A 26,250-nucleotide genomic window follows, 5' to 3' on the forward strand; every position below is an offset into this window, starting at 1 on the left:
GCTATCCGGCGTCCGTCCGGGCGGCCAGACCGCGCGGGCGCAGGTCCGTCCAGTGGGTGGTGACGTACTCGGTGCAGGCGTCGCGGACGGCGGGGCCGAAGGCGACCTCCCATCCCGCGGGCACGTCGGCGAAGGCGGGCCACAGGCAGTGCCGGCCCTCGTGGTTCACCAGCACGCGGAAGGCCGCGTCCCGGTCGTCGAATGGGTTGCTCATCTCGTCCCTCTCACTGGGTGCGCGCGCCGGCCTCTAGCCACTCGTCCAGGCCGGCCACGGTCGCCGCGTCGAACAGGTCGCCGATGGACAGGTTCACGCCCAGCGCCGCGCGGATCCGGCTGACCAGCCGCATCGCCAGCAGCGACTGGACGTCCAGGTCGAAGATGCTGTCGTCCACGCCGACCCGCTCGACGCCGAACACCTCGGCGAACACGGTGCACAGGACCTCCTGGCGGGGGTTCTGCGGCGCGCGGTAGGCCGAGCCGGGCTCGGTGTCGGGGTCGGGCAGGGCCGCGCGGTCCACCTTGCCGTTGGCGGTCAGGGGCAGCGCGTCCAGCACGACGAACGCCGTGGGCACCATGTAGTCCGGCAGCGAGGCGCGCACGTGGGCGCGCAGCGCGGCGGGGTCGGGAGCCTCGGCGGCCGGCACGACGTAGGCGACCAGGCGTTTGTCGCCCTGCCGCGACTGCCCGGCCACGACGGCGACGTGCGCCAGCCCGGGATAGCCGGCCAGCACGGCCTCCACCTCGGCCAGCTCGACCCGGAAGCCCAGGATCTTGACCTGGTCGCCGGCCCGCCCGATGAACTCGATCTGCCCGTCGTCGTTGCGCCGGACCAGGTCGCCGGTGCGGTACATGCGCTCGCCGGGCCCGCCGAACGGGTCGGCGACGAAGCGCTCGGCGGTCAGGTCGGGGCGGCCGTAGTAGCCCCGGGCCACTCCCCTGCCCCCGATGTACAGCTCGCCCTCCAGGTCGCCGGGGACCGGGCTGAGGCGGTCGTCGAGCACGTAGAGCCGCACGTCCCGCATCGGGCCGCCGACCGGCACGGTCGTGCCCAGCTCGGTCCCGGCGGTCAGGGGGGCGTGGGTGGAGAACAGGGTGACCTCGGTCGCGCCGTACATGGCCCGCACGGTCGTCCCCGGGCAGGCGGCCAGCACCTGGCGGACGGCGGCGGGCACGATCACGTCGCCGCCGGTCAGCACCTCGCGGACGCCGGCCAGGCAGTCCGCCCCCTCCTCGGCCACGACCCGGAACAGCCCGGCGGTCAGGTGCAGCCCGGTGATGCGCTCCTCGCGGATCAGCCGGCGCAGGGTGTCGAGGTCCGGCTCGCCGGGCGGCGCCACGACGATCGTGCCGCCGTGCAGCAGCGGCACCCACAGCTCGTACGTCGAGACGTTGAACGCGTACGGCGCGACCATCAGGACGCGCTCGTGGGCGCCGGTGTCCCAGCAGGGGTCGAGGGCCAGGCCGAGCACGTCCCAGTGGGTGACCGCGACGCCCTTGGGGTGCCCGGTCGAGCCCGAGGTGTAGATGACGTAGGCCAGGTCGTCCGGGCCGGTGGCGACGCCCGGCTCGGTGGCCGGTTGCTGCGCGGTGGCGGGGTCGTCGTCGGCCAGCAGGGTCGCGGGGGCGGCCGGCAGGCCCGCGGCGGCCTTGGCGCGGTCGGCGACCAGGACGGGCGTCCCGGACGAGTCGACGATCCACTGCCGGCGGTCGGCCGGGTAGGCGCTGTGGACGGGCAGGTAGCAGCCGCCCGTCTTGAGGATCGCGAGGAGCGTGACGACCAGCTCGGCCGAGCGCTCCATCAGCACCGCGACCGGCGTCTCGGGGCCGGCGCCGAGCCCGCGCAGGCGGTGGGCGAGGCGGTTGGCCCGCTCGTCGAGCTCCCGGTAGGTCAGCCGCACCGGGCCCGCCGACACCGCGACCGCGTCGGGCGTGCGCCTGGCCTGCTCGGCGACGTGTCCGTGCACAGTTGTAGGCGACATCAGCGGGTTCCTCAGTCGTCGTGGAAGATGGCGTGGATGCCGGAGACGCCCGAGAGCATCGTGGCGAAGTCGATCTTGCGGGGGCGGAGCTTGCTGGGGTCGAGGGTCTTCTGCGCCCTGTCCCAGTACTCCTCCTTGTGCCTGGTGCGGTCGTAGAAGAAGCGCACGAAGTCCAGCAGGGAGTTCAGGAACTCGCGGTAGTCCTTCTCGTAGCGGGCCAGCACGGCCTCCTCCGAGGCCGGGTCGGCGAGGATCTCGTCCACCGCGCCGGCCAGCCCGTGGGCGCCGCGCAGCGCCAGGCCGACGCCGGTGGACAGCAGCGGGTCGATGAAGGCCGCCGCGTCGCCCACCAGGGCCCAGCCGGGGCCGTGGAAACGGGTGCAGGTGTAGGACCAGTCGCGGATGCTGCGGAAGCCGCTGACCCGGGTGGCGCCCTCGGTCAGGGCCCGCACCTCCTCGGCGGCGGCCAGCTCCGAGGCGTACAGGTCCTCCAGGCTCTTGCCGGACTTCTTGTACTCCTCGATGGGCGTGACGTAGCCGACGCTCACCGTGCCGTCGTGCAGGGGGATGAACCAGAACCAGCCGGCGGGGCGGTTCTCGGTGACGGTGTCGCCGAAGCGCGTGCCGCCGTAGCGCTTGCACCCCTGCCAGTACGACCAGACGGCGATGTTGCGCAGGTCGTCGTGGTACTCGATGAGGTCGAAGCGGCGGGCCAGCAGGTGCTGCTGCCCGGTGGCGTCGATCAGCAGGCGGCAGCGGGCGGTGCGCTGCTCGTCGTCGCCCTTCACCGCGTACGTGACGCCGGTGACGCGGTCGCCGTCGAACACCAGGTCCTTGACCGTGGCCTCCTCGAACACCGTCGCGCCCAGCTCCCTGGCCCTGGCCAGCAGAAGGGCGTCGAAATCGGCGCGGCGCACCTGGTAGGCGTACTCGTAGTTGGACGCCTCGGCGAAGCGGAAGTCCCAGGTGCCCTGGTTCCTGCCCCACAACAGGGTGCCGCCGTACTTCTTGACGAACCCCATCTGGTCCAGCCGGTCCTTCAGGCCCAGTTCCTCCAGCGTGGGCATGGACCCCGTGATCAGCGACTCGCCGATGTGATAGCGCGGGAACTTCTCCCGCTCCAGCACCAGAACCCGGTGCCCGCGCTGGGCCAGCAGTCCCGCCGTACCCGAGCCGCCAGGGCCTCCGCCGATCACGACAACGTCGAACTCGTCATGAGTATTGATCACCGTGCTCCTCCGTTTCGCCGCTCTGCGACTCGCAGTCAGGGTCACATTCACGTCGCGGGGCCCACATCCTTTGAATTGCTGTCTGAGCTCACGAAACACCGCATTTCACAAGATGTGCGGCGGGGTGGCCGCGTTCATCATGAGGCGAATGAGAACGGTCATCAGCGTCTGGATCGCCGAGCATCCCCTGCCGGACTACCTGGGCCCGATCAGGAGGATGGCCGCCGACTTCGAGGCCGCGCACCCGGACCTCCGGATCGAGATCACCGGGCACGGCTTCCGCGAGCTGCCCGCCGCGGTGGCCGCCGCGGCCGGCCGGGGCGAGCCGCCGGACCTGGCGGAGTACTACGCCACGGCCACCCGGCTCGCGCTGGACACCCGGTCGCGTTCCGGCGCGCCGCTGTTCACGCCGATCGAGCGCGCCGTCGGGGGACGCGCGGAGATCCTCGGCGAGCCGGTCGTGCTCGCCGACCTCGAACCGGCCGTCCGCGGCCACTACACCTACCGCGGCGAGCTCGTCGCCGCGCCCGCGACGGCGACCACGGCGGTGCTGCTCAGCAACGCCACGCTGCTCCGCGCGGCCGGGATCGAGGCGCCGCCGCGCACCTGGGAGGAGCTGGAGCGCGCGTGCGCCGCCGTACGGGCGCTGCCCGGCGGCCCGCCGCACGGCGTCTCCTGGGCCAACCACGGCTGGCTGTTCCAGCAGGCCGTCGCCGGGCAGGGCGGCCTGCTGGCCGACCACGACAACGGCCGCGCCGGCCGCGCCGGACGGGTGGACCTGGCCTCCAAGGAGCTGCTGGCCTACGCCGCCTGGTGGCGGCGCCTGCACGCCGAGGGCCACTACCTGCGCGCCGGCGAGCCCGGTGACTGGGGCCCGGCGCTGGGGGCGTTCCTGGAGCGGCGGGTGGCGTTCACGGTCGCGTCCTCGGTGGTGGCCGGCATGATCGCCGAGCGCGGGCGGGAGGCCGGGTTCGAGGTGACGGCGAGCCCGCTGCCGCACAACGAGAGCCTGCCGCGCGCCGGGCACCTGGTCTCCGGCCAGGCGCTCTGGCTGACCGACGGGCTGCCGCCGGAGCGGCGGGACGGCGCGCTGGCGTTCGTCCAGCACCTGCTGAGCGCGGGCAACGCGGCGCGGTGGCACCGTGAGGCCGGTTTCCTGCCGGTCACCAGGGCCGCGGCCGGCCTGCTGGAGGAGGAGGGCTGGTTCGCGCGGCACCCGGTGCACCGGGCCGCGACCGCCCAGCTGCGCGCCGCCGACGGCTCCCCCGCCGCGCTGGGCGCGGTGCTCGGGGACTTCGCCGGGATCCAGGACCTGATGACGCAGGCCATGGCCCGGGTGCTGGACGGCGCCGACCCCGACGACTGCTTCGCCGAGGCGTCGCGGCGGGCTCAGGGCCTGCTCGACGCCTACAACGCCGACTGCCTGGACGGGCGCACCCCGCGCCGCCTGTCCGTGGGCTGAACCACCGCCGCCCTCCGGGCGGCGGCACCGCTCCCACGGCATCCGCCCGTGAAGTGAGCACTTCAGAAGAAGACCGTGCCGGCGGGCGATGCCACGCTCGGACATGGCGATGGGAGTTCCCGTATGTTAAGCCGACGGCGCTTGATCGTTCTCGGTGGCCTGGCAGGAGGCGCCGCGCTCACCCCGGTGTCCCGCGGGCTGTTCGGCGAGCCGGAACAGCAGGCGCAGCAGCAGCACATGATGCGCATGCACGACCACGGCGGCCGGGTCCCCGCGGTCCGCACCGGCGCCACCGCGGCGCCCTTCAGCGTCGCGATGCCGGTGCCCCCGGTGCTGGCCCCCGTGGCCACCCTGCCGGGCATCGACTTCTACCGGCTGTCCATCCAGCAGGCGACCACCCAGATCCTGCCGGGCGTGAGCACGCCCGTGCTGACGTACGGCGGCCAGTTCACCGCCCCCACCATCCGCGCCCGGCAGGGCCGCAGGGCGCTGGTCACCTTCGACAACAGGCTCGGCCACGAGGCGAACGTGCACCTGCACGGCGGCCGCGTGCCGGCGGCCAGCGACGGGTACCCGATGGACCTGATCGCCGACGGCAAGTCGAAGACCTACGACTATCCGAACGCGCAGGCCGGCGCCACGCTGTGGTACCACGACCACACCCACCACATGGAGGCCGAGCACGTCTACCGCGGCATGCACGGCTTCTACCTGGTCGAGGGCGCCGACGAGCAGCAGCTCGGCCTGCCGTCCGGGGCCTACGACGTGCCCATCCTGCTGCGCGACGCGCTCTTCGACGACCAGGGCGGGCTCGTCTTCGACCCGGCCGACCCCTACAACCGGCCGACGCTGATCGCCAACGGCAAGGCCCAGCCGTACTTCCAGGTCGCGGCCCGCAAGTACCGGCTGCGCCTGCTCAACGGCTCCACGCACCGGATCTTCGAGCTGTCGCTGAGCAACGGCGCCCAGATGACGCAGATCGCCACCGACTGCGGGCTGCTGGCGGCGCCGGTGCCGACGTCCAAGCTGGTGCTCTCCTCGGGCGAGCGGGCCGAGGTCGTGATCGACTTCGGCGCGTTCCCGCTGGGCACGCAGATCACGCTGGAGGACGTGAGCGGCTCCGTGCTCCGCTTCGACGTCGTACGGCGGGCCGTCGACCGCAGCCGCGTGCCCAGCCAGTTGCGCGCGATGGTCCCGCTGGCCGCGGCCACGCAGACCCGGCAGCTCACCCTCAGCCTGGACCCGGTCAACATCCAGGCCCTGATCAACAATCGGGCGTTCGACGCCAACCGGGTGGACATGCAGGTCAAGCGGGGAACCAGCGAGGTCTGGGAGGTCACCAACTCCGACACCAACGTCGGGGGCTCCGGCTTCGGCGTCCCGCACAACTTCCACACCCACCTCGCCCAGTTCCGGATCCTGGACCGCGACGGCACGCCGCCGCAGCCGGGCGAGGCGGGATGGAAGGACACGGTGCTCATCCAGCCGGGCGAGACCGTGCGCTTCCAGGCCAGCTTCGGCGACTACCTGGGGCGATACGTCTACCACTGTCACATGTTGGAGCACTCGGCCATCGGGATGATGGGCCAGATGGAGATCGTCAACTAGTTCCTCAAGGAGGACTGCATGAGCACCACGAACAGCACGTCCGCCGTCGGCCGGTCCACCGGCCGCGGCGTCAACATCGCCCTCTGGGTCGCCCAGGTCCTTCTGGCGTTCCAGGTCGGCCTGGGCGGCGTGCTCAAGCTCGCCGGCGACCCGACCATGGTCGCCATGTTCGAGGACATCGGCGCCGGCCAGTGGTTCCGCTACGTGGTCGGCGTGCTGGAGATCGCCGGCGCGATCGGGCTGCTGATCCCGCGGCTGAGCGGCGTGGCCGCGCTGGCGCTGATCGGCCTGATGATCGGCGCGGCCGGCACCAACGCGATCGTGCTGGGCGGCGTCCCCGTGATCGAGGCCGTCCTGCTGGTCGTCCTGGCGCTGGTCGTCTGGGGCCGCTGGTCCCGGGTCAAGGCGTTCTTCGGCGCCAAGTGAGCCAACCCCCGCCCGGTACGCGATCGGCGTACCGGGCATCGACCTGTCCCGTGGAGGGAACATGACAGAGACGGCCAACCCGCAGAACCAGCTCCCCACCCCCGACCCCTCGCTGCAGACCCTGCAGCCGCTGGTCGGCACGTGGGAGATGACGGGCAAGGACTTCGGCACCGGCGAGGCGACCGGCGGCCGGCTCGTCTTCGAGTGGATGGACGGCGGCTTCTTCCTCGTCCAGCGCGTCGAGATGAGCCACGGCGGCGGCACGATGACCGGCGTGGAGTACATCGGCCACGACCCCGAGAGCGGCGCGCTGCGCTCGCACTACTTCGACAGCACCGGCAACAACTTCGTCTACGTGTGGAAGCTCGACGGGCGCGACCTCAACATCTGGTTCGGCGCGGAGGGCTCGCCTGCCGGGTTCACCGGCGCCTTCAGCGAGGACGGCCGGACCATCAGCGGCCGGTGGGAGTGGCCGGGCGGCGGCTACGAGGCCACCATGACCCGGGCGGGTTAGCCGGACCGATCTCGTGACGGCCGGGACCGGCCCCCACGGCCCGGCCGCCGCCCCCCGTCCCGGCCGGCTGCTCACTCCAGGCGGCCCCGCCCGGCTGCTCACTCCCGGCCGTCGCCGGGGCCGGCGGCGGGGCGGGTGAGGCGGACCATGGCCCGGTACAGGGCGGTGGGCGCGGGGGTCGGCTCCAGCGGGGGCAGGTCGGCGCCGGGGGCGGCGTAGGCGCGCAGCATCTGGCCGACGAGGCGGCGCCAGGTGTCCGGGGCGGCGTCCCCGGTGGCGGCGATGACCCCGGCGTTGGCCATCAGCAGGATGACCATGTCCTGGTCGGTGAAGTCCGCCCGCAGCCGGCCGGTGGCCTTGGCGCGCTCGATGAGGTCGAGGAAGCCCTGGTAGGCCGCGGCCCGGCGCTTCTCCAGCGCCTTGGCCGCGGGGAAAGTCATGGCCAGCACGTCGGCGAAGCCCCGGTCGGCGGCCTGCATGGCGCACACGGACCGGACGTAGCCGACGAAGCCGTGCCAGGGGTCGGGGTCGGCCAGCGCCTCGGCGACGGCGGCGGCGTAGGCGTCCATGCGGTCGGCGAAGACGGCGTTGATGAGCTCCTCGCGGGTGGCGAAGCGGCGCGACAGGGTGGCCTTGCCGACGCCGGCGGCACGGGCGATGCAGGCCATGGAGACGCCGAGGCCGTGGCTGGCGTACAGGCGGCGGGCGGTGGCCACGATGCGTTCGCGGTTGCGTTCGGCGTCGGCGCGAAGGCCCGGGCCTGGCTGCTCACCTGAGGTGTCGGCGCGAAAGCCCGGGCCGGGCTGCTCACCTGAGGTGTCGGCGGGATGATCCATGCGCCCATCCTACCCAAGTGGAACGACCTACCCGTTTTTCTTGCTACGCTGACGGCACGAAACGGGTAGCCCGTTCCACTTTTCTGAGAGGTGCAGCTCATGCGTGCTGTCATGATGAACTCCGTCCCCGCCGACCCGGCCCTGGCCGATCTGCCCGTCCCGCGGCCGGCGGCCGGCGAGGTGCTGGTGAAGGTCGCGGGCTCCTCGGTCAACGGCTTCGACCTGGCCGTGGCCGCCGGCTATCTGCAGCAGGCGATGGAGCACCGGTTCCCGCTGGTCGTGGGCAAGGACTTCGCCGGCACCGTCGAGGCGCTCGGCGAGGGCGCCGAGGGCTTCACCGTCGGGCAGCCGGTCTTCGGCGTGGTGATGAAGCCGTTCCTCGGCCCCGGCTCGATGGCCGAGTACGTCACCGTGTCCGCCGGTTACGGCATCGCCCCGCTCCCCCAGGGGCTGACCGCCGCCGAGGCGGGCGCGCTGGGTCTGGCCGGCACCGCGGCGCTGGACAGCCTCGACGCCGTCGCCCCGGCCGACGGTGAGACGGTGCTGATCTCCGGCGCCACCGGCGGCGTGGGCGCGCTGGCCGTGCAGCTGGCCGCCGCCCGCGGCGCCCGGGTGATCGCCACCGCCCGTCCCGGCGCCGAGGCCGACTTCGTCGCCGGGCTCACCGACGCCAAGGTCGAGCTCGTCGACCACGGCGGCGACCTGGCCGCGCAGGTCCGCGCGCTGGCCCCGGCGGGCGTGGACGCCGTGCTGCACCTGGCGGGCGACGGCGCCGAGCTGGCGGGGCTGCTGCGCGACGGCGGCCGGCTCGCCTCGACCCTCGGCCTGACCCAGGACGCCGTCCAGGACGCCGTCCAGGATGCCGCGGTCACCGTGCACACCGTCATGGCCGATCCGAACCCGCGGACCCTGACCGAGCTGGCCACCCGGGTCGCGGCGGGCGCGCTGCGCGTGCCGGTCACCGCCACCTACCGGCTGGAGCAGGCCCCCGAGGCGTTCGCCGCCTTCCGCGCGGGCACGCTCGGCAAGATCGCCGTCACCTGCTCCTGACGTCCCCGGCCTGAAGGCCCGGGACCGTCCTCACCCCTCGACCGGCCACGCCGGGGCGCATCGCCCCGGCCACCCCCCGCTTTCGCGAAGGAACCCGTGATGAACATCGCCCTGTGGATCGTGCAGGCCGTGCTCGCCCTCCTGTTCGGGCTCGCCGGACTCACCAAGTCCACGCAACCCAAGGAGAAGCTGGAGCCCAGACTGCCCTGGGCCGAGGACTTCTCCGCCGGCGCCGTCCGCCTCATCGGCCTCACCGAGCTGGCCGGCGCGCTCGGGCTGATCCTGCCCGCGGTCACCGGCGTCGCGCCCCTCCTGACCCCGCTGGCCGCGGCCGGCCTGGCCGTGGTGATGGTGCCGGCCGCGCTCGTGCACGTCCGCCGCAAGGAGCCCGGCGCGATCGCCGTCAACGCGATCCTGTTCCTGCTGGCCGCGTTCGTCGCCTGGGGGCGCTTCGGACCTCACCCCTTCTGAGCACCCCTAGACCGGGACGCGCGGGCTCTCGGCCGCCCGGCGTGGCTCGGCCTCGGCGCGCCGGGCCACCAGGCGTTCGCGCAGCCGCATCGCGGGCAGCTCGACCAGGTAGTAGCTGACCGTCGCGACCGCGACCGTGCCCACGAGCACGACCGCCAGCAGCTCCCAGAAGCCGGACTTGCCCATCACCATCGGCATCGGCACCGGCGGCGCGCCGAAGACGCTGCCGTTCTGCAGCCAGAGGTACTGCAGGATGAAGTGCCACAGGTAGACGCCGTAGGAGATGCGGCCGAAGAAGCGCATCGGCCGGTTGGTGAGCACGGCGTCGATGACCTTCGAGTGCACGCCGGGCACCACCACCGGGGCGATGATCAGCAGCGCGAAGACCAGGAACAGCACCATCTCGGCCATCGCCTCGGGCACGGTGGCGTAGTCGGCCATGCCCGGCTTGCCGAACGGCCGGATGCAGTTGATCACGTAGACGACGGCCGCGCCCAGCCAGAACAGCAGCGGACGGCGGGCCACCAGCCGGTAGAAGGCGGGCGTGGTGTCCTTGGCCTCCGCGTACGCCGACAGGATCGCCAGGCCCATGCCGATGGCCAGGAAGCCGGTGAAGCCGATCACCCAGAAGTACTCGTACGGGAAGGGGCCCATCGACTCCAGGTGCGTGTACGCCGTCCAGGCCAGGCCGACGAGCACGAAGACGCCCAGCGGGACCAGCAGACGGCGGGCCTTGGCGCCGGGGTCGGCGGCCTTCCTGGCGTACCGGTCGAAGATCCAGGCCAGAATGGGCAGCGCCAGGTAGAAGGTGACCTCGGCGGGCACGGTCCAGGTGGGCTCCAGCCCGGCGTAGCCCGCCTCGGGGCCCGGCACGTAGTAGTGCATGAGCAGCAGGGGGCTGAGCACGTACCACAGGCCGTCGACGCTCTTGAGGTTGAGCAGCAGCAGCGCCGCCACGGCCACCAGCCAGTACGCGGGCAGGATCCGCAGCATGCGCTTGATCAGGTAGCCCTTGAGCTCAGGACGCGACGTGCCGACGATCGTCGCCCTGGCGAACGGCCGGTACAGCAGCAGGCCGGACATCACGAAGAAGGGCGGCAGCAGCACGTTGAGCCCCTGGATCAGCACGGGCCAGATGCCGACGGACGGTTTGTCGTAGAAGCCGATGACGCCGGCGGCGAAGGCGACGTGCACCACGATCACGCCCAGTGCCAGATATCCGCGCAGCCCGTCGAGCCGAGGGGCACGTTTGCCGGGGCCGCCCCTCTTGATGATCTCCGGTGAGGTCATGGCATGTTTCCTCGCAGTTCGCTCGCTGATGGGGCTCGGCACCCCCTCGGCGCCATCGTCACGCGGGGCCGCGGGCGGCCGCATCTCGTGTCGTGCTGAATTCCCCGTGCCGCCGGACGGCCTTTTCCACATCTTCCGGAATGCGTTTCCGGCGAATTGCAGGAAGCGGTCCCGGCGGGGCAGGTAGCTGCCCGGGAATGCCCTGTCGCCCGTCCCCCGGGAGGCGCATCGTTGGGGCCATGAGAGAAGACACCGTCCTGACGTACTCGTCCTACCTGGCGCTGGAGGAGATCCTCACGGCGCAGCGACCGGTTTCCGAGAGCCATGACGAGACCCTGTTCATCATCGTCCACCAGGTGTACGAGCTGTGGTTCAAACAATTGCTGCACGAATTCGCCGAGCTGCAACTCGAACTCGCCGGCGGATTCACCGCGCACGCCATGCGGACTTTGCACCGGTCCTTGAAGCTGATGCGGCTGGCGGTCTCCCAGATGGACGTCATGGAGACGATGACGCCGTTCCAGTTCGCCGCCTTCCGCGGCAAGCTGGGCACCAGCAGCGGCTTCCAGTCGGCGCAGTTCCGCGAGATCGAGGCGGTGCTGGGCCGGCGCGACGAGCGCATGCTGCTCGGCCAGGCCGAGGGCAGCCCGGCCCGCGCCCGGATCGAGGCGGCGATGGCCAGGCCCACGCTGTACGACTCGCTGCTGACGTACCTGTACCTGCGCGGCTACGAGGTGCCGCAGGACCGGCTGCACCGCGACGTACGCCTGCCGCTGGAGCCGTCGGAGCCGGTGCAGGACCTGCTGCTGCGGGTCTACCGGGACGACACCGGCGCGGCCCAGCTCTGCGAGCGCCTGGTGGACCTGGACGAATGCCTCCAGGAGTGGCGGTACCGGCACCTGAAGATGGTCGAGCGCACCATCGGCGCCCGCCCGGGCACCGGCGGCTCCAGCGGCGGGGCGTACCTGCGGGCCTCGCTGACGCCGGCGTTCCCCGACCTGTGGGCCGTCAGGAGCATGGCATGAACGACATCTCGGGACGCCTGGCGCCGCACTACTCGGCCTTCCGCGCGGCCGACCGGCTGCTGCTCACCGGCCACTCCCACCAGGCCTGGCCGGACGTGGCGCTGGCCGGGCAGATCGAGGCGTTCGACGACGCCGCCCGGGACGTGGACGACAAATGGGCCGCCGCGTTCAAGAAGGCCGACCGGGTCAGGGAGGGGTTCCGCCTCTTCCTCGGCGACCCGTACGCCGAGCTGGCCCTCGGGTCCAGCACGCACGAGCTGGTGCTGCGCTTCCTGTCGGCGCTGGACCTGCGCGGCCGGCCCCGGCTGGTCACCTCCGGCGGCGAGTTCCACACGCTGCGCCGCCAGCTCGCCCGCCTGGCCGAGGAGGGGGTGGAGGTGGTCGTCGTCCCGCCGGAGCCGGTGGGCACGCTGGCCGCGCGGCTGGCGGACGCGGCCGACGGGCGCACGGCCGCCGTCCTGGTCTCGGCGGTGCTGTTCGAGACGGCCAGGATCGTGCCGGAGCTGGACGCGCTGGCCGCCGCCTGCCGCCTGCGGGGGGCCGAGCTGCTGGTGGACGCCTACCATGCGCTGGGCGTGGTGCCGTTCTCGACGGCGGGCCTGGAGTCGGCCTGGGTGGTGGCGGGCGGGTACAAGTACCTGCAGCTCGGGGAGGGCAACTGCGTGCTGCGGCTGCCGGCGCACGCCGACCGGCTGCGGCCGGTGGTGACCGGGTGGTACTCGGAGTTCGCCGAGCTGGCCGAGGACCCGCGGGCGGGCGGCCGGGTCGGCTACCCGGCGGGGGCGGCCCGGTTCGCGGGGGCGACCTACGACCCGGTGAGCCACTACCGGGCGGCCCGGGTGTTCGACTTCTTCGCCGCGCAGGGGCTGACGCCGCAGGTGCTGCGGGCGGTGTCGCTGCGGCAGCGCGGGCTGCTGGCGGCGCGCTTCGACGAGATCGGCGCGCCCCCGCACGTGGTCAGCCGGGACCTGGACGCCGCGCCCGAGGAGTTCGGCGGGTTCCTGGCGCTGCGCTCGCCGTACGCGGGGCGGCTGCGGGCGGGGCTGGCGGCGCGGGGGGTGCAGGCCGACAGCCGGGGCGACCACCTGCGGCTCGGGCCGGCGCCGTACCTGTCGGACGCGCTGCTGCACGCGGCCATGGACCACCTGGCCGCGGAGGTCCGCTCCCTGACGTCCGGGGCGGCGGCCGGCACGGCGACCGGCACGGCGACCGGCGCGACGGCCGGCACGGCGGCCGGGGCGAGGCGGGCGGCGTGAACCAGAGGGGGCGGCGGCGGCCCACAGCCGGGCACCTGCCCCCGGCCCCGGCCCGGCCTTGCACCCGCCGACGGTCAGGGGCGGAAGAGGGCCGGGTCCATGGGGACGAGCGACGGCGAGACGCGGACCGGGAAGCCGATCTGGTCGAGCACGTCGCGGCGCAGGTCCACCCCGGGCGCGAGCTCCACGAGCTCCAGGCCGCCGGCGGTGACGTCGAAGACGGCCCGCTCGGTGACGACGCGGGCCCACTGCCCGCGCCGCACGCCCTCGCCCAGCCGGTACGTGACGTGCCCGGCCCGCGGCACCAGCTTGCGCACCCGCCCTTCGGCCAGGATCCGCAGCCCGCCGTCGGCGCAGCTCACCCGGAGGCCGTCGGTGGTCAGCGTGCCGGCGAAGACCAGCCGCGTGGCGTTGTGCGCGATGTCCACGAACCCGCCGGCGCCGGGGTTGGCCGCGCCGAACCGGCTGACGTTCACGTTGCCCTCGGCGTCGATCTGGGCGAAGGCGAGCGCGGCGAACGGGCAGCCGCCGCCGTCGATGAAGTCGAACTGGGAGGGCCCGTCGAGCAGCGCCCGCGGCGAGTAGTTCGCCGAGAACTGCCAGCCGCTCATCACGATGCCGCCGAACGAGCCGTGCTCGGTGGTGAACAGGTGCTCGTCCAGGCGGCCGTCGTCCAGCAGGCCGTCCTCGGCCATGGCCAGGACGGCGTCGGAGGAGGCGCCGAACCCGAAGATCGAGGTCTCCCCCGGCCTGACCTCCCTGGCGACCCGGCGGGCGATCACCTTGTCCGGCCCGGACGGCAGCCGCGGCACTCGCGCGACGGCGTCGGGCACGTGCCGCAGGTAGCCGGGGTCGTGCCGTACGCCGGTGGTCATGGGCGCGTCCGGGACCACGACGACCCGGTCGACGAGCGCCCCGGGCACGCGCATCTCCCGCGCGGGCGACGAGCCGGCGGGCACGATCCGCGACACCTGCGCGATCACGGTGCCGCCGCACGCCTTCACCGCGAGGGCGATGGCCAGCGCGCTGGAGAACAGCGGCTGGTCCTCGAAGGACAGGTTGCCGTCGGGGTCGGCGGCGCTCGCCCGGACCAGGCCGGCGTGCAGCGGCCAGGACGGGTAGAACAGGTACTCCTCCCCGCCCAGCTCGACCAGCTCCACCAGGTCCTCCTGGGCCAGGCGGGTGAACCTGCCGCCGCCGTGCCGGGGGTCGGCGTACGTGCCGAGTCCGACGCGGGTCAGGTAGCCGGGGCCGCGCCGGGCCACCTCGCGCAGCCAGTGCATGGCCGCGCCCATCGGCCAGCTGTACGCCTCGACGAGGTCGTTCTGGATCAGCTCGGTCAGGGCCGGGCGGGCGCCGGTCACCGGGTGGCGGGGGTTGATGAACGAGGCGGACACGATGCGGCGCATCAGGCCCTTCCTGGCCACGTGGTCCATGCCGCCGATGCCGACGGCGTCCCCGGTGGCGCAGGGGAAGTAGAAGGTCAGCTCGCGGGGGGCGCCGGTGGCGGCGAAGCGCTCGCCGAGCGCGGCCAGCAGGGCGTCGGGGGTCAGCCAGCCGATCACGCCGGTGCTGGCGACGGCCTGGTGGTCCTCGATGAGCGCGACAGCCTCGGCCGCCCCGCACACCTTGCCCGTCCGGCCGGCCGCCGCCGGCTCCGGGGCCTGGTCCGCGGCCTGATCCGGGACCTGATCCGGGGCCTGGTCCGGGACCTGGTCCGGGACCGGGGCCGGGGCCTGGTCCTGGCCGGTCATGGGCGGGCTCCGAAGCGGGCCAGGCTCTCGCGGGCCGCGGCGGAGGCGCAGTCGGCGCCGAACATCCAGGTCGTACGCGCGTCGAGCGTCTCGGCGGGCCCGCTCACCGCGTCGGCCAGCGCCCGCTTGGCGGAGGCGACCGCGTGCGGGGGCAGCGCGGCGAGCCCCGCCGCCACCTCCAGCGCGCACGCCAGGGCCTGGCCCGGCGCCGTGAGCTCGTCGGCGCCGCCGATCCCGTGCAGCTCGCGGCCGGTCAGCGGGCGGTCGCCCCAGACCAGCCGCCGCGCGGCGACCGGCCCGACCCGGGCGGCCAGGCTCTGGATGCCCCAGGGCGGCACCCAGCCGAGCCGCACCTCCGGCAGGTGCCAGCGGGCGTCCTCGGCGGTGACCACCACGTCGCAGCCGGTGGCCAGCAAGAAGCCGCCGCCGAGCGCGAAGCCCTCGACGGCGGCCACCACGGGGATGCCGAGATGCTGGACGGCCCTGGCCACGCGCCCGGTGTCGGCCTCGTGCCGCACCATGCCCTCACGCGTCATCCCGGACAGCTCCTTCAGGTCCGAACCCGCGCAGAACCCCGGCGGCGCGCCCGTCAGCACGGCGGCGCGCACCCCCGGGTCGTCGTCCAGCTCGGCCAGCGCGCAGCCGAGCGCCGCGACCAGCCCGGACCCGAGCGCGTTGCGCACGCGGGGCCGGTCGAGCCGCAGGACGGCCACCGCCCCGCGGCGCTCGCACGCCAGGCCCCCGTCCGACGGCCGATCCATCAGAACGGGGTGGGCCAGGGGGCCAGCCAGGCGACGTCCACGACGCCGGGACGCAGGTGCGGCCAGGCGGCCACCTCGCGCCAGCCGTGCGCCGTCATGTGCTCGGCGATGCTGTCGAGGGTCGAGCCGCCGCTGTAGCGGGCCGTCACGCTGCCCTCGACGACGGCGAGCCGCAGCCGGCTCAGGTCGGTCCCGGCCAGCACCTCCAGCTCGGCGCCCTGGGCGTCCACCACCAGCACGTTGCAGCCGTGCTGCACCTCGCTGACGGGGATCACCGGGACGACGTCCTGCCGGACGACGGCCATGGGCAGCAGCGGCGGCAGCATGCTGGACTGCTTGTCGTAGGGGGTGACGTTGAGGGTGGCCTGGCCGCGTTCCCGGCCGGCGCACGCCGCCACGACCTCGCGGGCCGGGTGGCCATGCTCGGGCTCGGGCAGCCCGGCGGCCAGGTGGTGCAGCCGGAGCTGCTCGCGCAGCGCGGGCAGGTGGTCGCCGTTGGGCTCCATCATGACCAGGCGGCGGAAACCGCACCTGGTGAGCGCCTCCACCTCCTGGCCCCGGTGCGCGCCCACCTGGATCGCCCCTTCGGCCGGCAATCCCAGCTTGTCCAGCAGGTCGGGCAGGTGATCCTCCCATCGGGCGCTCACCCGCTCCGGTGCGACAGTCTGGTTGCGCATCTGGTCGTCTCCTCCCGGTGAACCGCTCAGGGCAGCGTCATCGTGGTCATCGTCGGTCGCGGCCGCGCGCCGCCGCATCTCGTGGATTGCGCGGTACGGCCGCCCGCCGCCGTGCTCGGTCGCCCGGGCTCGCCGTCCGGCACCGCCGCGCGGCGAGCAATCCGCGAGGTGCGGGACGGCCGCGCGGCGGACCACGATGGACGCGGCGACCGAAGGGAGGGCCCATGCGGCGAACTCGTGACCGTGACCTGAACGCCTACCTCGACCGGCTGGACGTCGGCGACCCCGGCGAGCCGTCGCTTCCGGCGCTGCGCGCCCTGCACCGCGCGCACGTGGAGCGGGTGCCGTACGAGACGTTGGAGGTGCAGCTCGGCCGGCGGATCACCGTGGACCCGCGCGAGTCGGTCGAGCGGGTGCTGCGCGGGCGCGGCGGCTACTGCGTGCAGCTCAACGGGGCGTTCGCCACGCTGCTTACCGCGCTCGGCTACGACGTCACCTGGCATCGGGCCGGGGTGCAGGCCGCCGTCCGGGCGCCCGCCTCGCCGGCGTCGTTCGCGCCGCACCTCGCGCTCACCGTCGCCCTCGACGGGCAGGACTGGCTGGTGGACATCGGGCTCGGCGACGGGCTGCACGAGCCGCTGCCGCTGCGGGCGGGGACGTACCGGCAGGGGCCGTTCGAGTTCCGGCTGTCCGCCTCGGACGTGGAGCCCGGCGGCTGGCGGTTCGACCACGACCCCCGCGGGTCGATCGCCGGGCTGGACGTCGAGCGGGCGCCCGCCGAGCCCGGGGACTTCGTGGAGTGGCATCCGTACCTGTGCACCTCGCCCGAGTCCCGGCTGGTGCGGGCCGCCGTCGTGCTGCGGCGCGACGCGACGGGCGCCGACTGCCTGGTGGGCTGCATGCTGCGCCGGGTCGGCGCGGACGGCAGGACCGAACGGGAGCTGTCCACCCGGCGGGAGTGGTTCGAGGCCCTGGAGGAGGTGTTCGGGCTGCGCCTCGACGACGTCAACGGCGCCGAGCGCGAGGCCCTGTGGACCAAGGTCCGCGACGCCCACCTGGCCTGGCAGTCCCGCCGCCGCACCCCCGCCGCCTGACCCCGCCCGCTGGTTTTCCGATCAGCGGGCGGATCTCGCCACGGCGGCCGGGGTGACCGGGGTGAAGAGGTTGACGAGATTGCCGTCGGGGTCGCGGAACAGCAGCGACCGGTTGCCCCAGGGCATCGTGGTGGGCTCGTTGACGAAGTCGGTGACGAAGCCGGTCAGGTTCTCGTACACGCGGTCCACGTCGTCCACCAGGAACTCGACGATCACGCTGTGGTTGTCGGCCGGGCGGGAGGAGCCCGGGGCGAACAGCGGGACGGTGCGGGTGCTCGCGATCGCCAGCGTGGCGGTGCCGGTCCTGATCTCGGCGAAGTCCTCGGTGGACCAGGTCGCCGGGGTCCCGGTGGCCTGCTCGTAGAACCCGGCGAGGCGGGCGACGTCGTCGGTGATGATGCGGATCGATACGAAGTTCATGACGTTCCTTCAGTGTTCGTGCAGCTCTTGGCACCCCGCACGGTACGACTGATACTGGACGGATTCGGTCCACTATTCGCCATAGGCTCGTATTCATGTCGCCACCCACCGGTCGTGTGCTCACGCTCCTGGAGTTGTTGCAGTCGGGCGGCGTCCGGACGATGGCCGAACTGGCCGACCGGCTCGGCGTCGACGGCCGTACCGTGCGGCGGTACGTCGGTCAGCTCGTCGACCTCGGGCTGCCGGTCGAGTCGGTGCGCGGCCGTTACGGCGGCTATCGTCTCGCCCGCGGTTACCGCCTGCCGCCGCTCATGCTCGACGACGACGAGGCGCTGGCCGTGCTGCTCGGCCTGATCGCCAACCGGCGTACGGCGGGCGACGCCGGGGACACGGCGAGCGACACTGCGAGCGAGACGGCGGCCGCGAAGATCCGCCGGGTGCTGCCGGAACGGCTCGTCCGCAGACTCGACGCGCTCATGGAAGCCCTCGCCTTCACCGGCCCGTCCGGCAGGCCCGCCGGCCCGGACGGCGCCGTCCTGCTCACGATCGCCGACGCCGTACGCCACCGCCGGCCCGTCTCGATCCGGTACGCCGACCGCACCGGCCGGCGCAGTGACCGCACGCTGCACCCGTACGGGATCGTCAGCCACGCGGGCCGCTGGTACGTCACCGGCGAGGACCCCGGCCTCGGCGAGAACCGGACCTTCCGCCTCGACCGCGTCGCGGACGCCCGGACCCTGCCCGGCTCGTTCGAGGCGCCGGCCGGCCCGGATCCGGCGCAGCGCGTCCTGTCGGGGTTCGCCACCGCGTCCTACCGGCACGAGGTGACCCTGCGGATCCACGGGACGGCCGAGCAGATCCGCGCCCGCCTGCCCGCCGCCGTCGCCACCATGGAGGAGATCACCGACGACCCCGCTCTCAACCCCGCTGACGCCCTCGCCGTCGAGCCCGCTGCGCAGACCGCTGACGAGCCCGCTGCGGAGGCCGCCGGGGAGGCCCATCCGGCGGGTGGGCGCTGGTGGCGGGTCGAGCTGCGGGTCGAACGGCTCGACTGGCTGCCTGCCGTGCTCGCCGCGCTCGACCGTCCGTTCGTCATCGAACGTCCCGCCGAACTGCGCGACCTCGTCCTCGCCGTCGCCGGCCGCCTCGCGTGCCGCGCCCGCCGAGCCTGACCGCCCGGCGTCACACTCCGACGAAGCTCACCGTCTCCGCCAGGTCCGCCCGCCCCGTACGCAGCCGCGTCTGTTTCGCCGGAAATGAAACCTACGGTGCACTGGTGTCGTCCTGGCTAGCGTGGCGGAGTGCACACAGTGATCACGCGAGACGGCCGCACCCTTGCCGTGGAGCAGTGGGGCGTCCCCGACGGGACACCCGTCTTCTACCTGCACGGCACCCCCGTGGGACGCCTGGCCCGCCACCCCGACGACTCCTTGTACACCAGGCTCGGCATCCGGCTGATCACCTTCGACCGCCCCGGCCTCGGCGGCTCGACGCCGCTGCCGGGGCGGCGCGTCGTGGACGGCGCGGACGACGTCGCCGCCGTGGCCGACGCGCTCGGCCTGGACGAGTTCGCCGTCTACGGGGTCTCCGGCGGCGGGCCGCACGCGCTGGCGTTCGCCGCCCGCCACCCCGGCCGGGCGGTCCGGGTCGCCACGCTGGCGGCGCCGGCCCCGCGCGACGCCGAAGGGCTGGACTGGACAGCCGGGATGATGGAGGGCAACCGACGCAGCGCCGCCGTCGCCCTCCAGGATCGCGACGCGATGATCGCCCACCTGGGGGCGGACTCGTCCGGGCCGCCGCAGTTGCCGCCGTTCGAGGCCGCCGTCCTGACGCGGCCCGAGGTCAGCGCCATGTTGGCGGCCGCCTACGCCGCGGCGGTCCGTCCCGGCCTCGGGGGCTGGGCCGACGACGTCATCGCCCTCTTCGGCAGGCCCTGGGAGGTGGACCCCGCCGCCATCACCGTTCCGGTCCGGCTGTGGCACGGCGAGCTGGACGGGGTCGTGCCGGTCGCGCACGCCCGCTGGCTCGCCGCCCGGATCCCCACCGCCACCCTCACCGTCCAGCCCGACGCCGGGCACGCCGGGCACTTCGACGCCACCCCCGCCACGCTGGAGTGGCTGCTGCACGGCGACGAACCCCTCCGCGACCAGGACGAGATGGCGGCCGCCACGACATAGGCGGCCCGCCGTCAGTGAGGGATGGTGTCGATCAGTTCCCGGGCGCCCTGGCGGAGCAGCGCGACAGCGACGGAGGTGCCGAGCGTCGCCGGGTCGAGCGGGCCGGCCCACTCGTGCGCGTCGAGCACGCGCTTGCCGTCGGGGGAGAAGACCCGGGCGCGCAACGACAACCGGCCGTCGCGCTCGGCGCGGGCGTACCCGGCGATGGGCGAGTTGCAGTGGCCCTGGAGCACGTGCAGCAGCATGCGCTCGGCCGTGATCTCCCGCCACGTGTCGGCATGCCCCAGCCCGGCGACCGCGTCGACGGTCGCCGGGTCGTCCTCCCGGCACTGCAGGGCCAGCACGCCCGCGCCGATCGGCGGGCACATCGTCTCCAGCGACAGCGCCTCGGTGATCCGTTCCGGCCGGCCGATGCGCTCCAGCCCGGCCACCGCCAGCAGCAGCGCGTCGGCCTCCCCCGCGTCCAGCTTCTCCAGGCGCCGGTTGGCGTTGCCGCGCATCGGCACGCAGCGCAGCTGCGGGTGGGACGCGGCGAGCTGGGCCACGCGCCGCACCGACGACGTGCCGATCCGGGTGCCCTCGGGCAGCGCGTCCAGCTTCAGGCCGCCGGGGTGCACGAGCGCGTCGCGCAGGTCGTCACGCTTGAGGAAGGCCGCGAACACCGTGCCGGCCGGCAGCGGGCGGTCGGCGGGCACGTCCTTCATGCAGTGGACCGCCAGGTCGGCCTGGCCGGCCAGGAGCGCCTCGTCGACCTCTTTGGTGAAGGCGCCCTTGCCGCCCAGCGCCGACAGCGCCCCCTGCCACCGGTCGCCGGACGTGGTGACCGGGACGACCTCGGTGCGGATGCCGGGATGCCGGTCGGCCAGCTCCCGCCGGACGCGCTCGACCTGGGCGAGCGCCATGGGAGACGAACGCGTCACGATGCGGATCAGCTCGGGGACGGCCATCCCCCGATCGTAGGGCGTCACCTCCGTGCCGCGCGGGCTGATTCCGGAGCTCGCCATGGATGGCCCGCCGAAGGGATGGCGGCTTAGGGTACGGATCACCAATTGTCACGGGGGAAGAGGACGGGGACGTACATGATGGCCAATGATCCGGGACGGCCGACGCTGATGACGCGGATGGTCGCGGCGTACAAGGGCGAGGTGCGCGCGGACGAGCTGGAGGCGTACCGGCGGGCGGGGGGCCTGGTCTACACCGAGCTGGAGCGTGCCGAGGAGCTGCGGTTACGCCTGGTCCAGGACGGCGTCAACCTCTGGCACGGCCCGCAGTCCGCCTCCGGGCAGCTGCTGTGCACCTGGAACGCGTTCGTGCTGCAGACCATCGGCGAGCAGCTGCTCGACTCCGACTACAGCGCCGACCCGCGCACCGCGGGCTACGTGCCGCCGGTCACCAGCCGGCAGGTGGCCGCGTGCTTCGCGCAGGTGGAAGGCTGGGTGTCACGCGCCCGGCAGGCGGCCGGCAACACCCGCTATCTGGTCGAGACAGAGCTCCAGCTGCCCGCCGACCTGCCCGAATGGGCCGAGGCGGACCCGTGCCCGCTGCCCCACCTGCACGGCATGCTGGCCGCCACCCGCGCGATCCGCCGGCACGCGGAAGTGGCCTTCGGCGTGTTCGAGCAGACCGTCGCCGACGACCACGACCACCAGGCCGACCTGCAGCGGCTGCGCCAGCTCGTGGCCGAGGCCGCCACCGCCGCCGACTACGCCGAGGGGCTGCTCAAGGCCGATCCGCAGCCGAGCCTGCACGAGGCGATCGAGCAACGGCTGCAGCGGTCCCTGGAGCTCTACTACCACGTGGGTCAGCTCATCGCCATGCCCAGGCACATCGCCACCTACCAGAGCACCGTCACCAGGCCCGCGGCGACGTACAAGTCCCTTGAGGCGAATCTGCGCGACCTCGACCCGTGGTGCCTGACCGACCCGCAGCGGCGGGACTACTGGCAGGCCGACCCCAAGGCCCGGCAGGCCGTCAAGGAGATGTGGGAGTACGACCCCGACCCGGCCGCCACGCTGCACATCCAGGCGCAGATCGACGCCGCCTTCCGGGACGGCGCCATCGCCTACGCCGTAGACGCGGCGGGCAAGCCGCTCGGCAGCTACTACTGCTGCCCGTTCCCCGCCATCTATTCGGTGCGCAGGCCGGTGGTCATCGCGGGCAGGCTGCTGCGGCCCATGCAGCGCTTCACCTTCGAGGCGTCCGCCGAGGAGATGGAGAGCGGCGGCCCGTTCCGGCGCGAGATCATCGTGGCCGACTTCAAGCCGACGAACGAGATCGACTACTGCGACCCCGACGGGCTCCACGGCGACTAGTGTCATCCGCCTGAAATTCGCCGGCAATATTCAGCGAGGGATTCGAGGATCTCCTCGGCGGATCTCCAGCTCGGCCGGCACGGTGTCGGTGGCGGGCGACCACCTGCCCTTCCAGCGCTACGACCTCAGCGCTGCCGCGGGCATGCGCACGTGGGCGCGGAACGGCTGTTCCGCGCCCACCGTCGATCCATCTGTTTCAGCAGCCGACCGGCGCGTCCACCGTGACGGAGGCAGGGCCGTAGAAGCTGGGCCCGCCGGGACCCACGGGCCCCTGGGACAGCTTGACCTCGGCGCGAACCGTCGATCCGCAGGGGACGGTCGCGGTGGCGTCCTCAACGGTCACGGTGTTGTTCCAGATGCTCACCGACTGCCGCCGGGAGCCGAGGAACAGGCCACCGACGACTTGGCCGGACACCTCCACCTCTGCGCGCTGTGGGGTGATGACTCCGCCGGGTCCAGGCTCTGCGATGCCGGGCGCGCCGACGGTGCCGTATAACCGTGCCTGGGTGCCGGTGAGATCCACGCAGGCCTTGGTGGAGAGGCCCGAGATCAGGACGCTGTCACTGCAGGTGGTCGTAGTCGTGGCAGCGGATGCCGGGCCGCTCAACGCGAGCGCCCCCGCGGCCGCCGCCCCTGCGGCGAGTACCGCGGATCCACGCTTGACGATCTGCTTCAACGATTTCCCCTTTGATGATCGGGCGTGCGGCCTCGCGCCGCACACGATCAGTAGCATGTCACACATGACATGATGAAGGGCTGAGCGCCAGGAGAACTGCACGATAACCACGGGAAAAGGTTTGAGCGTTTAAAATCGGGCAGCCCAAAACCGCAAAATCGGAAAATGAAATAGGGGTCGAAAGCGAAGGCGCAAACCCCGGCCGTCGAGCTCTCGCCCAGAAAGCGTCCGGGCTGCTTCGCGCCGTGCCTCACCTCCGGCATCTCAGCTAAATGCGACCGATACAGGGAGTGGCGCTCACCTCCGGCCGGGAGAGGAGCTCTCACCTCGCATTCAATTCATTTCCCATTCATCTGCAAGAGCGCTTCGCGACTCTCGGTTCCGCAGGCAAGCGGCGACGGTGGAAGCGGGTCACGTGGGCATGCATTCAGAAGACCCGGCCATTCTGCGCGACATCGTGACCGCCGAACTCGGGCGCGCGGGCGCACAGGACTGGTCGCTCGTCGAGGACAACCTCTGGTGCAAGGTCACCCCCGACGCCTACCCGATGCCCGACCAGGGATGGAAGCTGCACGTCTCCGCGACGATGCTCTCCGCCCCGCTGGCGCTCGCCCGCGTCTCGCGAGTACTCGCCGAGGCCCGTTGCGCCTTCAAGTTTCCCGCCCGGCTGAGCGACTACTGGAAACTCCTTGAGCCGCACTGCAGCCGGGCGCAGGCCGGGAAGTTCATCACCGTCTATCCCCTCGACGACGCCGCGTCGGTACGCCTGGCCGCCCTGCTCGATGACGCCACCCGCGGACTTCCCGGTCCGGTGATCCTTTCCGACCGTCCGTACCGGGCGGGCGGGATCGTCCACTACCGCTACGGCGCCTTCAGCGGGCACCGCGTGCTCGGCAACGACGGGTTCTACGAGATTCGGCTGCGTTCGCCGCAGGGCCGGCTCGTTCCCGACGAACGGCGGCCCAGCTTCTCCCCGCCGCCGTTCGCGACCTGCCCGTTCGAGGTTCCGGTGGCGAGCCGGCGCCCGCGGGCGTCTGCGGTGATGCTCAATGACCGGTTCATCGTCCGTAAGGCCGTACGGCATGCCAACCGGGGCGGCGTCTACCTCGCCGAGGACACCGCCACCGGCCACGAGGTCGTCGTCAAGGAGGGGCGTCCGCACGCGTGCGCCGATCTGAGCGGCCGCGACGCGCGGGATCGGATCGCGGCCGAACGTTCCTGCCTGGAAGCCCTCGCCACGGCCGGGATCACACCGGCCGTGGTGGACTTCTTCGAGCAGGGCGGCCACATCTTCCTCGTCGAGGAGCTCGTGCCGGGGATCACGCTGCAGCGCTGGTCGGACGAGAATGCCGGGCCACTGGGCGAGGACGGCTTCGGCAGCGCGCCGGCGCAGGTCCTGCCCATCATCAGCCGCCTGACCACGTTGCTGAAGGCTCTGCACGGCCGAGGCTACGTGTTCGGCGACCTGTCGCCGAACAACGTGATGCTCTCGCCCGGCGGTGAACTACGGCTCATCGACCTGGAACACGCGGCCGTGCCGGGCACCACCGTCATGGTGGGCGGGACTCCGGGCTACCTCGCCCCGGAGCTGGCGGGCCACACGGGGGAGTTCCGGCCCGCCCCGCACGCGAGCGCCGACCTCTACAGTCTCGGCGCGATGGCGTACTTCCTGGCGGTCGGCGCCCACCTGGACCCGCCGGGCCCCGGCCAGGCGGCCAGGGTGGCAGCGGTTGCCGCAGCCAACCCCACGCTCGCCCTGCTGCGACCGCTCGTGGAGGGCCTGCTGGCGACAGAACCGGAACGGCGCTGGTCGCTGGACAGCTGCCTCCGCTTCCTCACCGCTCCCGCCCCGGAGCGGGCCGCCCCCCACCACCGGTCCCGGCCGCCGCAGCGGATCGGCCGCCTGATCGACGACGGGCTCGCGCACCTGGTGGAGACGATGGACACGAGCGAGGACGCCCCGTCGCCGTGGCCCGACGCCGCCGACGGCATCGAAGCCGATCCGTGCTCGGTCAACGGCGGCGCGGCGGGAATCCTCGGCGTCCTGACACGGGCCGAACCGCACGCGAGGGCGGCTGCCGAACTCGCCCGCTGGTTGAGGCGGCGGCTGGCGGCCGAGGACGTCTGGCCGCCCGGCCTGCACTTCGGGCGCTCCGGCGCCGTGTGGGCGCTGTACGACGCGGCGACGGCCACGGGCGACGCCGAGCTGGCCCGGTTCGCGGTACGGACGGCGCGGCGACTGCCGACCGACCACCCCGGCTCCGACGTGACGCACGGACTGGCCGGATGCGGCATGGCGCTCCTGCACATCGCCCTGGCCTCGGGAGATCTCCCGCTCCGGGACCGGGCCGCCGAAGCCCTCCAGAACCTGCATCAGGCGCGGTCGTACGGCAACGGCCACCCGCAGTGGCCGACGCCGCAGACGTTCGACTCGGGCCTGGCCGGGGCCAACCACTTCGGTTTCGCGCACGGCATCGCCGGCATCGGGACCGCGCTGCTCCACGCGGGCCGGGCCCTCCACCGGCCTGACTGGACGGCGACCGTCCACGAGATCGCCCGCGCCCTCTACGAACACGCCGAAGTGGACGGCGACACCGCCTGGTGGCCGACGCAGCGCGGCGACCTGTCCACGGTGCGCCCGCGCCGGCCGCACTGGTGCAGCGGCTCCTCCGGGATCGGCTCCTTCCTCGTGAGGTACTGGCGTGCCACCGGCGACCCGCCCGCGCTGGACCTGGCGCGCAAGGCCGCGGCGGCCGTGCACCGTACTCGATGGCAGTCAGGGCCGGTGCCGTGCCACGGACTGCCCGGCGACGGTGAATTCCTGCTCGACATGGCCGACTTCACCGGTGACGACCACTACCGGCGGTGGGCGCGAGATCTGGCCGGCTGCCTCGAAATCCGTGCGGCCGATCGTCGCGGCCGCCTGCTCGTCCCCGGACCCCAGGGAGACTTCCCGCCGACCTTTCTCGCCGGTACGGCGGGGATCGTCGCCTTCCTCATCCGACTGCGCGACCGGTCCGCCCGGTTGTGGATGCCGGAGGAGGCCCCCAGGCTCGCCGCTCCCGCAGCGGGACGGCGATGACAGACGGCCGCGCCACTGGCGGCCCCGGCATTCACAAGGAGGTGACGACCATGTCCTTCGACGTCGAGGACCTGCAGGCGCTCCAGGAGCTCGAGCCCGGCGCCAACGAGGCGCTCCGGCTGACCAACTGCATCAAGCACTTCGGCTGCAC

General features: G+C 73.2%; 24 protein-coding genes. 13 read left to right on the forward strand and 11 right to left on the reverse strand.

Annotated features, from left to right (window positions below):
• Position 1: 1 nt before the first annotated feature.
• Genes AB0J71_RS35475 through AB0J71_RS35485 form a run of 3 tightly spaced genes read right to left on the reverse strand, consistent with a single transcriptional unit; the run spans position 2 to position 3,208 of the window.
• Positions 2 to 214, reverse strand: coding sequence for an MbtH family protein (locus AB0J71_RS35475; protein WP_352330095.1), 213 nt, complete (start codon positions 212 to 214; stop codon positions 2 to 4).
• Positions 215 to 224: 10 nt separating this feature from the next.
• Complete coding sequence (locus tag AB0J71_RS35480) at positions 225 to 1,979, reverse strand: non-ribosomal peptide synthetase (RefSeq protein ID WP_364418286.1); 1,755 nt, start codon at positions 1,977 to 1,979, stop codon at positions 225 to 227.
• Between the two features lie 11 nt (positions 1,980 to 1,990).
• Positions 1,991 to 3,208, reverse strand: coding sequence for an NAD(P)/FAD-dependent oxidoreductase (locus AB0J71_RS35485; protein ID WP_364418288.1), 1,218 nt, complete (start codon positions 3,206 to 3,208; stop codon positions 1,991 to 1,993).
• A gap of 148 nt (positions 3,209 to 3,356) precedes the next feature.
• Here AB0J71_RS35485 and AB0J71_RS35490 point away from each other — a divergent pair, with 148 nt between their 5' ends.
• The 4 genes from AB0J71_RS35490 to AB0J71_RS35505 all read left to right on the forward strand — a co-directional run bounded on the left by AB0J71_RS35490 (position 3,357) and on the right by AB0J71_RS35505 (position 7,218).
• Complete coding sequence (locus AB0J71_RS35490; RefSeq protein WP_364418290.1) at positions 3,357 to 4,670, forward strand: extracellular solute-binding protein; 1,314 nt, start codon at positions 3,357 to 3,359, stop codon at positions 4,668 to 4,670.
• A 141-nt stretch (positions 4,671 to 4,811) separates the two neighbouring features.
• Positions 4,812 to 6,278 (forward strand): multicopper oxidase domain-containing protein, encoded by a 1,467-nt coding sequence (locus tag AB0J71_RS35495; protein ID WP_352326521.1) that lies wholly within the window; start codon positions 4,812 to 4,814, stop codon positions 6,276 to 6,278.
• Positions 6,279 to 6,296: 18 nt separating this feature from the next.
• On the forward strand, positions 6,297 to 6,704 hold the full coding sequence (locus AB0J71_RS35500; protein ID WP_352326520.1) for a DoxX family protein: 408 nt from the start codon (positions 6,297 to 6,299) through the stop codon (positions 6,702 to 6,704).
• Positions 6,705 to 6,765: 61 nt separating this feature from the next.
• Positions 6,766 to 7,218: a DUF1579 family protein gene (locus tag AB0J71_RS35505; protein WP_364418292.1), complete on the forward strand. Its 453-nt coding sequence runs from the start codon at positions 6,766 to 6,768 to the stop codon at positions 7,216 to 7,218.
• Between the two features lie 98 nt (positions 7,219 to 7,316).
• Here the strand turns inward: AB0J71_RS35505 and AB0J71_RS35510 are convergent, their stop codons facing one another.
• Complete coding sequence (locus AB0J71_RS35510; protein WP_364418294.1) at positions 7,317 to 8,054, reverse strand: helix-turn-helix domain-containing protein; 738 nt, start codon at positions 8,052 to 8,054, stop codon at positions 7,317 to 7,319.
• A gap of 99 nt (positions 8,055 to 8,153) precedes the next feature.
• Between AB0J71_RS35510 and AB0J71_RS35515 the strand changes: the two genes are divergently transcribed.
• Entirely contained in the window at positions 8,154 to 9,104 is a 951-nt protein-coding gene (locus AB0J71_RS35515) for an NADP-dependent oxidoreductase (protein ID WP_364418296.1), read from the forward strand.
• Between the two features lie 99 nt (positions 9,105 to 9,203).
• A complete protein-coding gene (locus AB0J71_RS35520; protein WP_352326514.1) occupies positions 9,204 to 9,575 on the forward strand; it encodes a DoxX family protein in 372 nt (123 codons plus the stop codon).
• Between the two features lie 6 nt (positions 9,576 to 9,581).
• On the opposite strand, the gene AB0J71_RS35525 is transcribed toward AB0J71_RS35520, so the two are convergent.
• The gene (locus AB0J71_RS35525) at positions 9,582 to 10,865 is read right to left on the reverse strand and encodes an acyltransferase (protein WP_352326512.1); all 1,284 of its coding nucleotides are present in this window, start codon (positions 10,863 to 10,865) and stop codon (positions 9,582 to 9,584) included.
• Positions 10,866 to 11,104: 239 nt separating this feature from the next.
• Between AB0J71_RS35525 and AB0J71_RS35530 the strand changes: the two genes are divergently transcribed.
• A complete protein-coding gene (locus AB0J71_RS35530; RefSeq protein ID WP_352326511.1) occupies positions 11,105 to 11,890 on the forward strand; it encodes a tryptophan 2,3-dioxygenase family protein in 786 nt (261 codons plus the stop codon).
• The gene (locus AB0J71_RS35535) at positions 11,887 to 13,146 is read left to right on the forward strand and encodes a kynureninase (protein ID WP_352326509.1); all 1,260 of its coding nucleotides are present in this window, start codon (positions 11,887 to 11,889) and stop codon (positions 13,144 to 13,146) included. Before AB0J71_RS35530 ends, AB0J71_RS35535 begins: the two co-directional genes overlap by 4 nt.
• 74 nt (positions 13,147 to 13,220) lie before the next feature.
• Here the strand turns inward: AB0J71_RS35535 and AB0J71_RS35540 are convergent, their stop codons facing one another.
• The 3 genes from AB0J71_RS35540 to AB0J71_RS35550 are packed head-to-tail and all read right to left on the reverse strand — an operon-like array spanning position 13,221 to position 16,338.
• Complete coding sequence (locus AB0J71_RS35540) at positions 13,221 to 14,900, reverse strand: CoA-transferase (protein ID WP_364418298.1); 1,680 nt, start codon at positions 14,898 to 14,900, stop codon at positions 13,221 to 13,223.
• Complete coding sequence (locus tag AB0J71_RS35545; RefSeq protein WP_364391963.1) at positions 14,897 to 15,661, reverse strand: enoyl-CoA hydratase/isomerase family protein; 765 nt, start codon at positions 15,659 to 15,661, stop codon at positions 14,897 to 14,899. The genes AB0J71_RS35540 and AB0J71_RS35545 overlap by 4 nt, the downstream gene beginning before the upstream one ends.
• The gene (locus AB0J71_RS35550; RefSeq protein ID WP_352359882.1) at positions 15,661 to 16,338 is read right to left on the reverse strand and encodes an FkbM family methyltransferase; all 678 of its coding nucleotides are present in this window, start codon (positions 16,336 to 16,338) and stop codon (positions 15,661 to 15,663) included. The genes AB0J71_RS35545 and AB0J71_RS35550 overlap by 1 nt, the downstream gene beginning before the upstream one ends.
• Before the next feature lie 224 nt (positions 16,339 to 16,562).
• Here AB0J71_RS35550 and AB0J71_RS35555 point away from each other — a divergent pair, with 224 nt between their 5' ends.
• Positions 16,563 to 17,432, forward strand: a complete 870-nt coding sequence (locus AB0J71_RS35555; protein ID WP_364418300.1) for an arylamine N-acetyltransferase — start codon at positions 16,563 to 16,565, stop codon at positions 17,430 to 17,432.
• 21 nt (positions 17,433 to 17,453) lie between these two features.
• Here the strand turns inward: AB0J71_RS35555 and AB0J71_RS35560 are convergent, their stop codons facing one another.
• A complete protein-coding gene (locus AB0J71_RS35560) occupies positions 17,454 to 17,852 on the reverse strand; it encodes a VOC family protein (protein WP_352326501.1) in 399 nt (132 codons plus the stop codon).
• A gap of 95 nt (positions 17,853 to 17,947) precedes the next feature.
• Here AB0J71_RS35560 and AB0J71_RS35565 point away from each other — a divergent pair, with 95 nt between their 5' ends.
• Positions 17,948 to 19,024, forward strand: a complete 1,077-nt coding sequence (locus AB0J71_RS35565) for a YafY family protein (RefSeq protein WP_364418302.1) — start codon at positions 17,948 to 17,950, stop codon at positions 19,022 to 19,024.
• A gap of 129 nt (positions 19,025 to 19,153) precedes the next feature.
• Entirely contained in the window at positions 19,154 to 20,029 is an 876-nt protein-coding gene (locus AB0J71_RS35570) for an alpha/beta hydrolase (protein WP_364391968.1), read from the forward strand.
• Between the two features lie 11 nt (positions 20,030 to 20,040).
• Here AB0J71_RS35570 and hemC read toward each other — a convergent pair whose 3' ends face one another.
• On the reverse strand, positions 20,041 to 20,976 hold the full coding sequence (gene hemC / locus AB0J71_RS35575) for a hydroxymethylbilane synthase (protein WP_352325537.1): 936 nt from the start codon (positions 20,974 to 20,976) through the stop codon (positions 20,041 to 20,043).
• A 132-nt stretch (positions 20,977 to 21,108) separates the two neighbouring features.
• Here hemC and AB0J71_RS35580 point away from each other — a divergent pair, with 132 nt between their 5' ends.
• Positions 21,109 to 22,341 (forward strand): hypothetical protein, encoded by a 1,233-nt coding sequence (locus AB0J71_RS35580; RefSeq protein ID WP_358295522.1) that lies wholly within the window; start codon positions 21,109 to 21,111, stop codon positions 22,339 to 22,341.
• 196 nt (positions 22,342 to 22,537) lie between these two features.
• Here the strand turns inward: AB0J71_RS35580 and AB0J71_RS35585 are convergent, their stop codons facing one another.
• Positions 22,538 to 23,017, reverse strand: coding sequence for a hypothetical protein (locus AB0J71_RS35585; protein ID WP_364418305.1), 480 nt, complete (start codon positions 23,015 to 23,017; stop codon positions 22,538 to 22,540).
• Between the two features lie 421 nt (positions 23,018 to 23,438).
• On the opposite strand from AB0J71_RS35585, the gene lanL reads away from it, so the two are divergent.
• Entirely contained in the window at positions 23,439 to 26,099 is a 2,661-nt protein-coding gene (gene lanL, locus AB0J71_RS35590; protein ID WP_364418307.1) for a class IV lanthionine synthetase LanL, read from the forward strand.
• Positions 26,100 to 26,250 lie beyond the last annotated feature (151 nt).

The organism is Nonomuraea sp. NPDC049637 (assembly GCF_040675235.1).
GTDB lineage: Bacteria > Actinomycetota > Actinomycetes > Streptosporangiales > Streptosporangiaceae > Nonomuraea.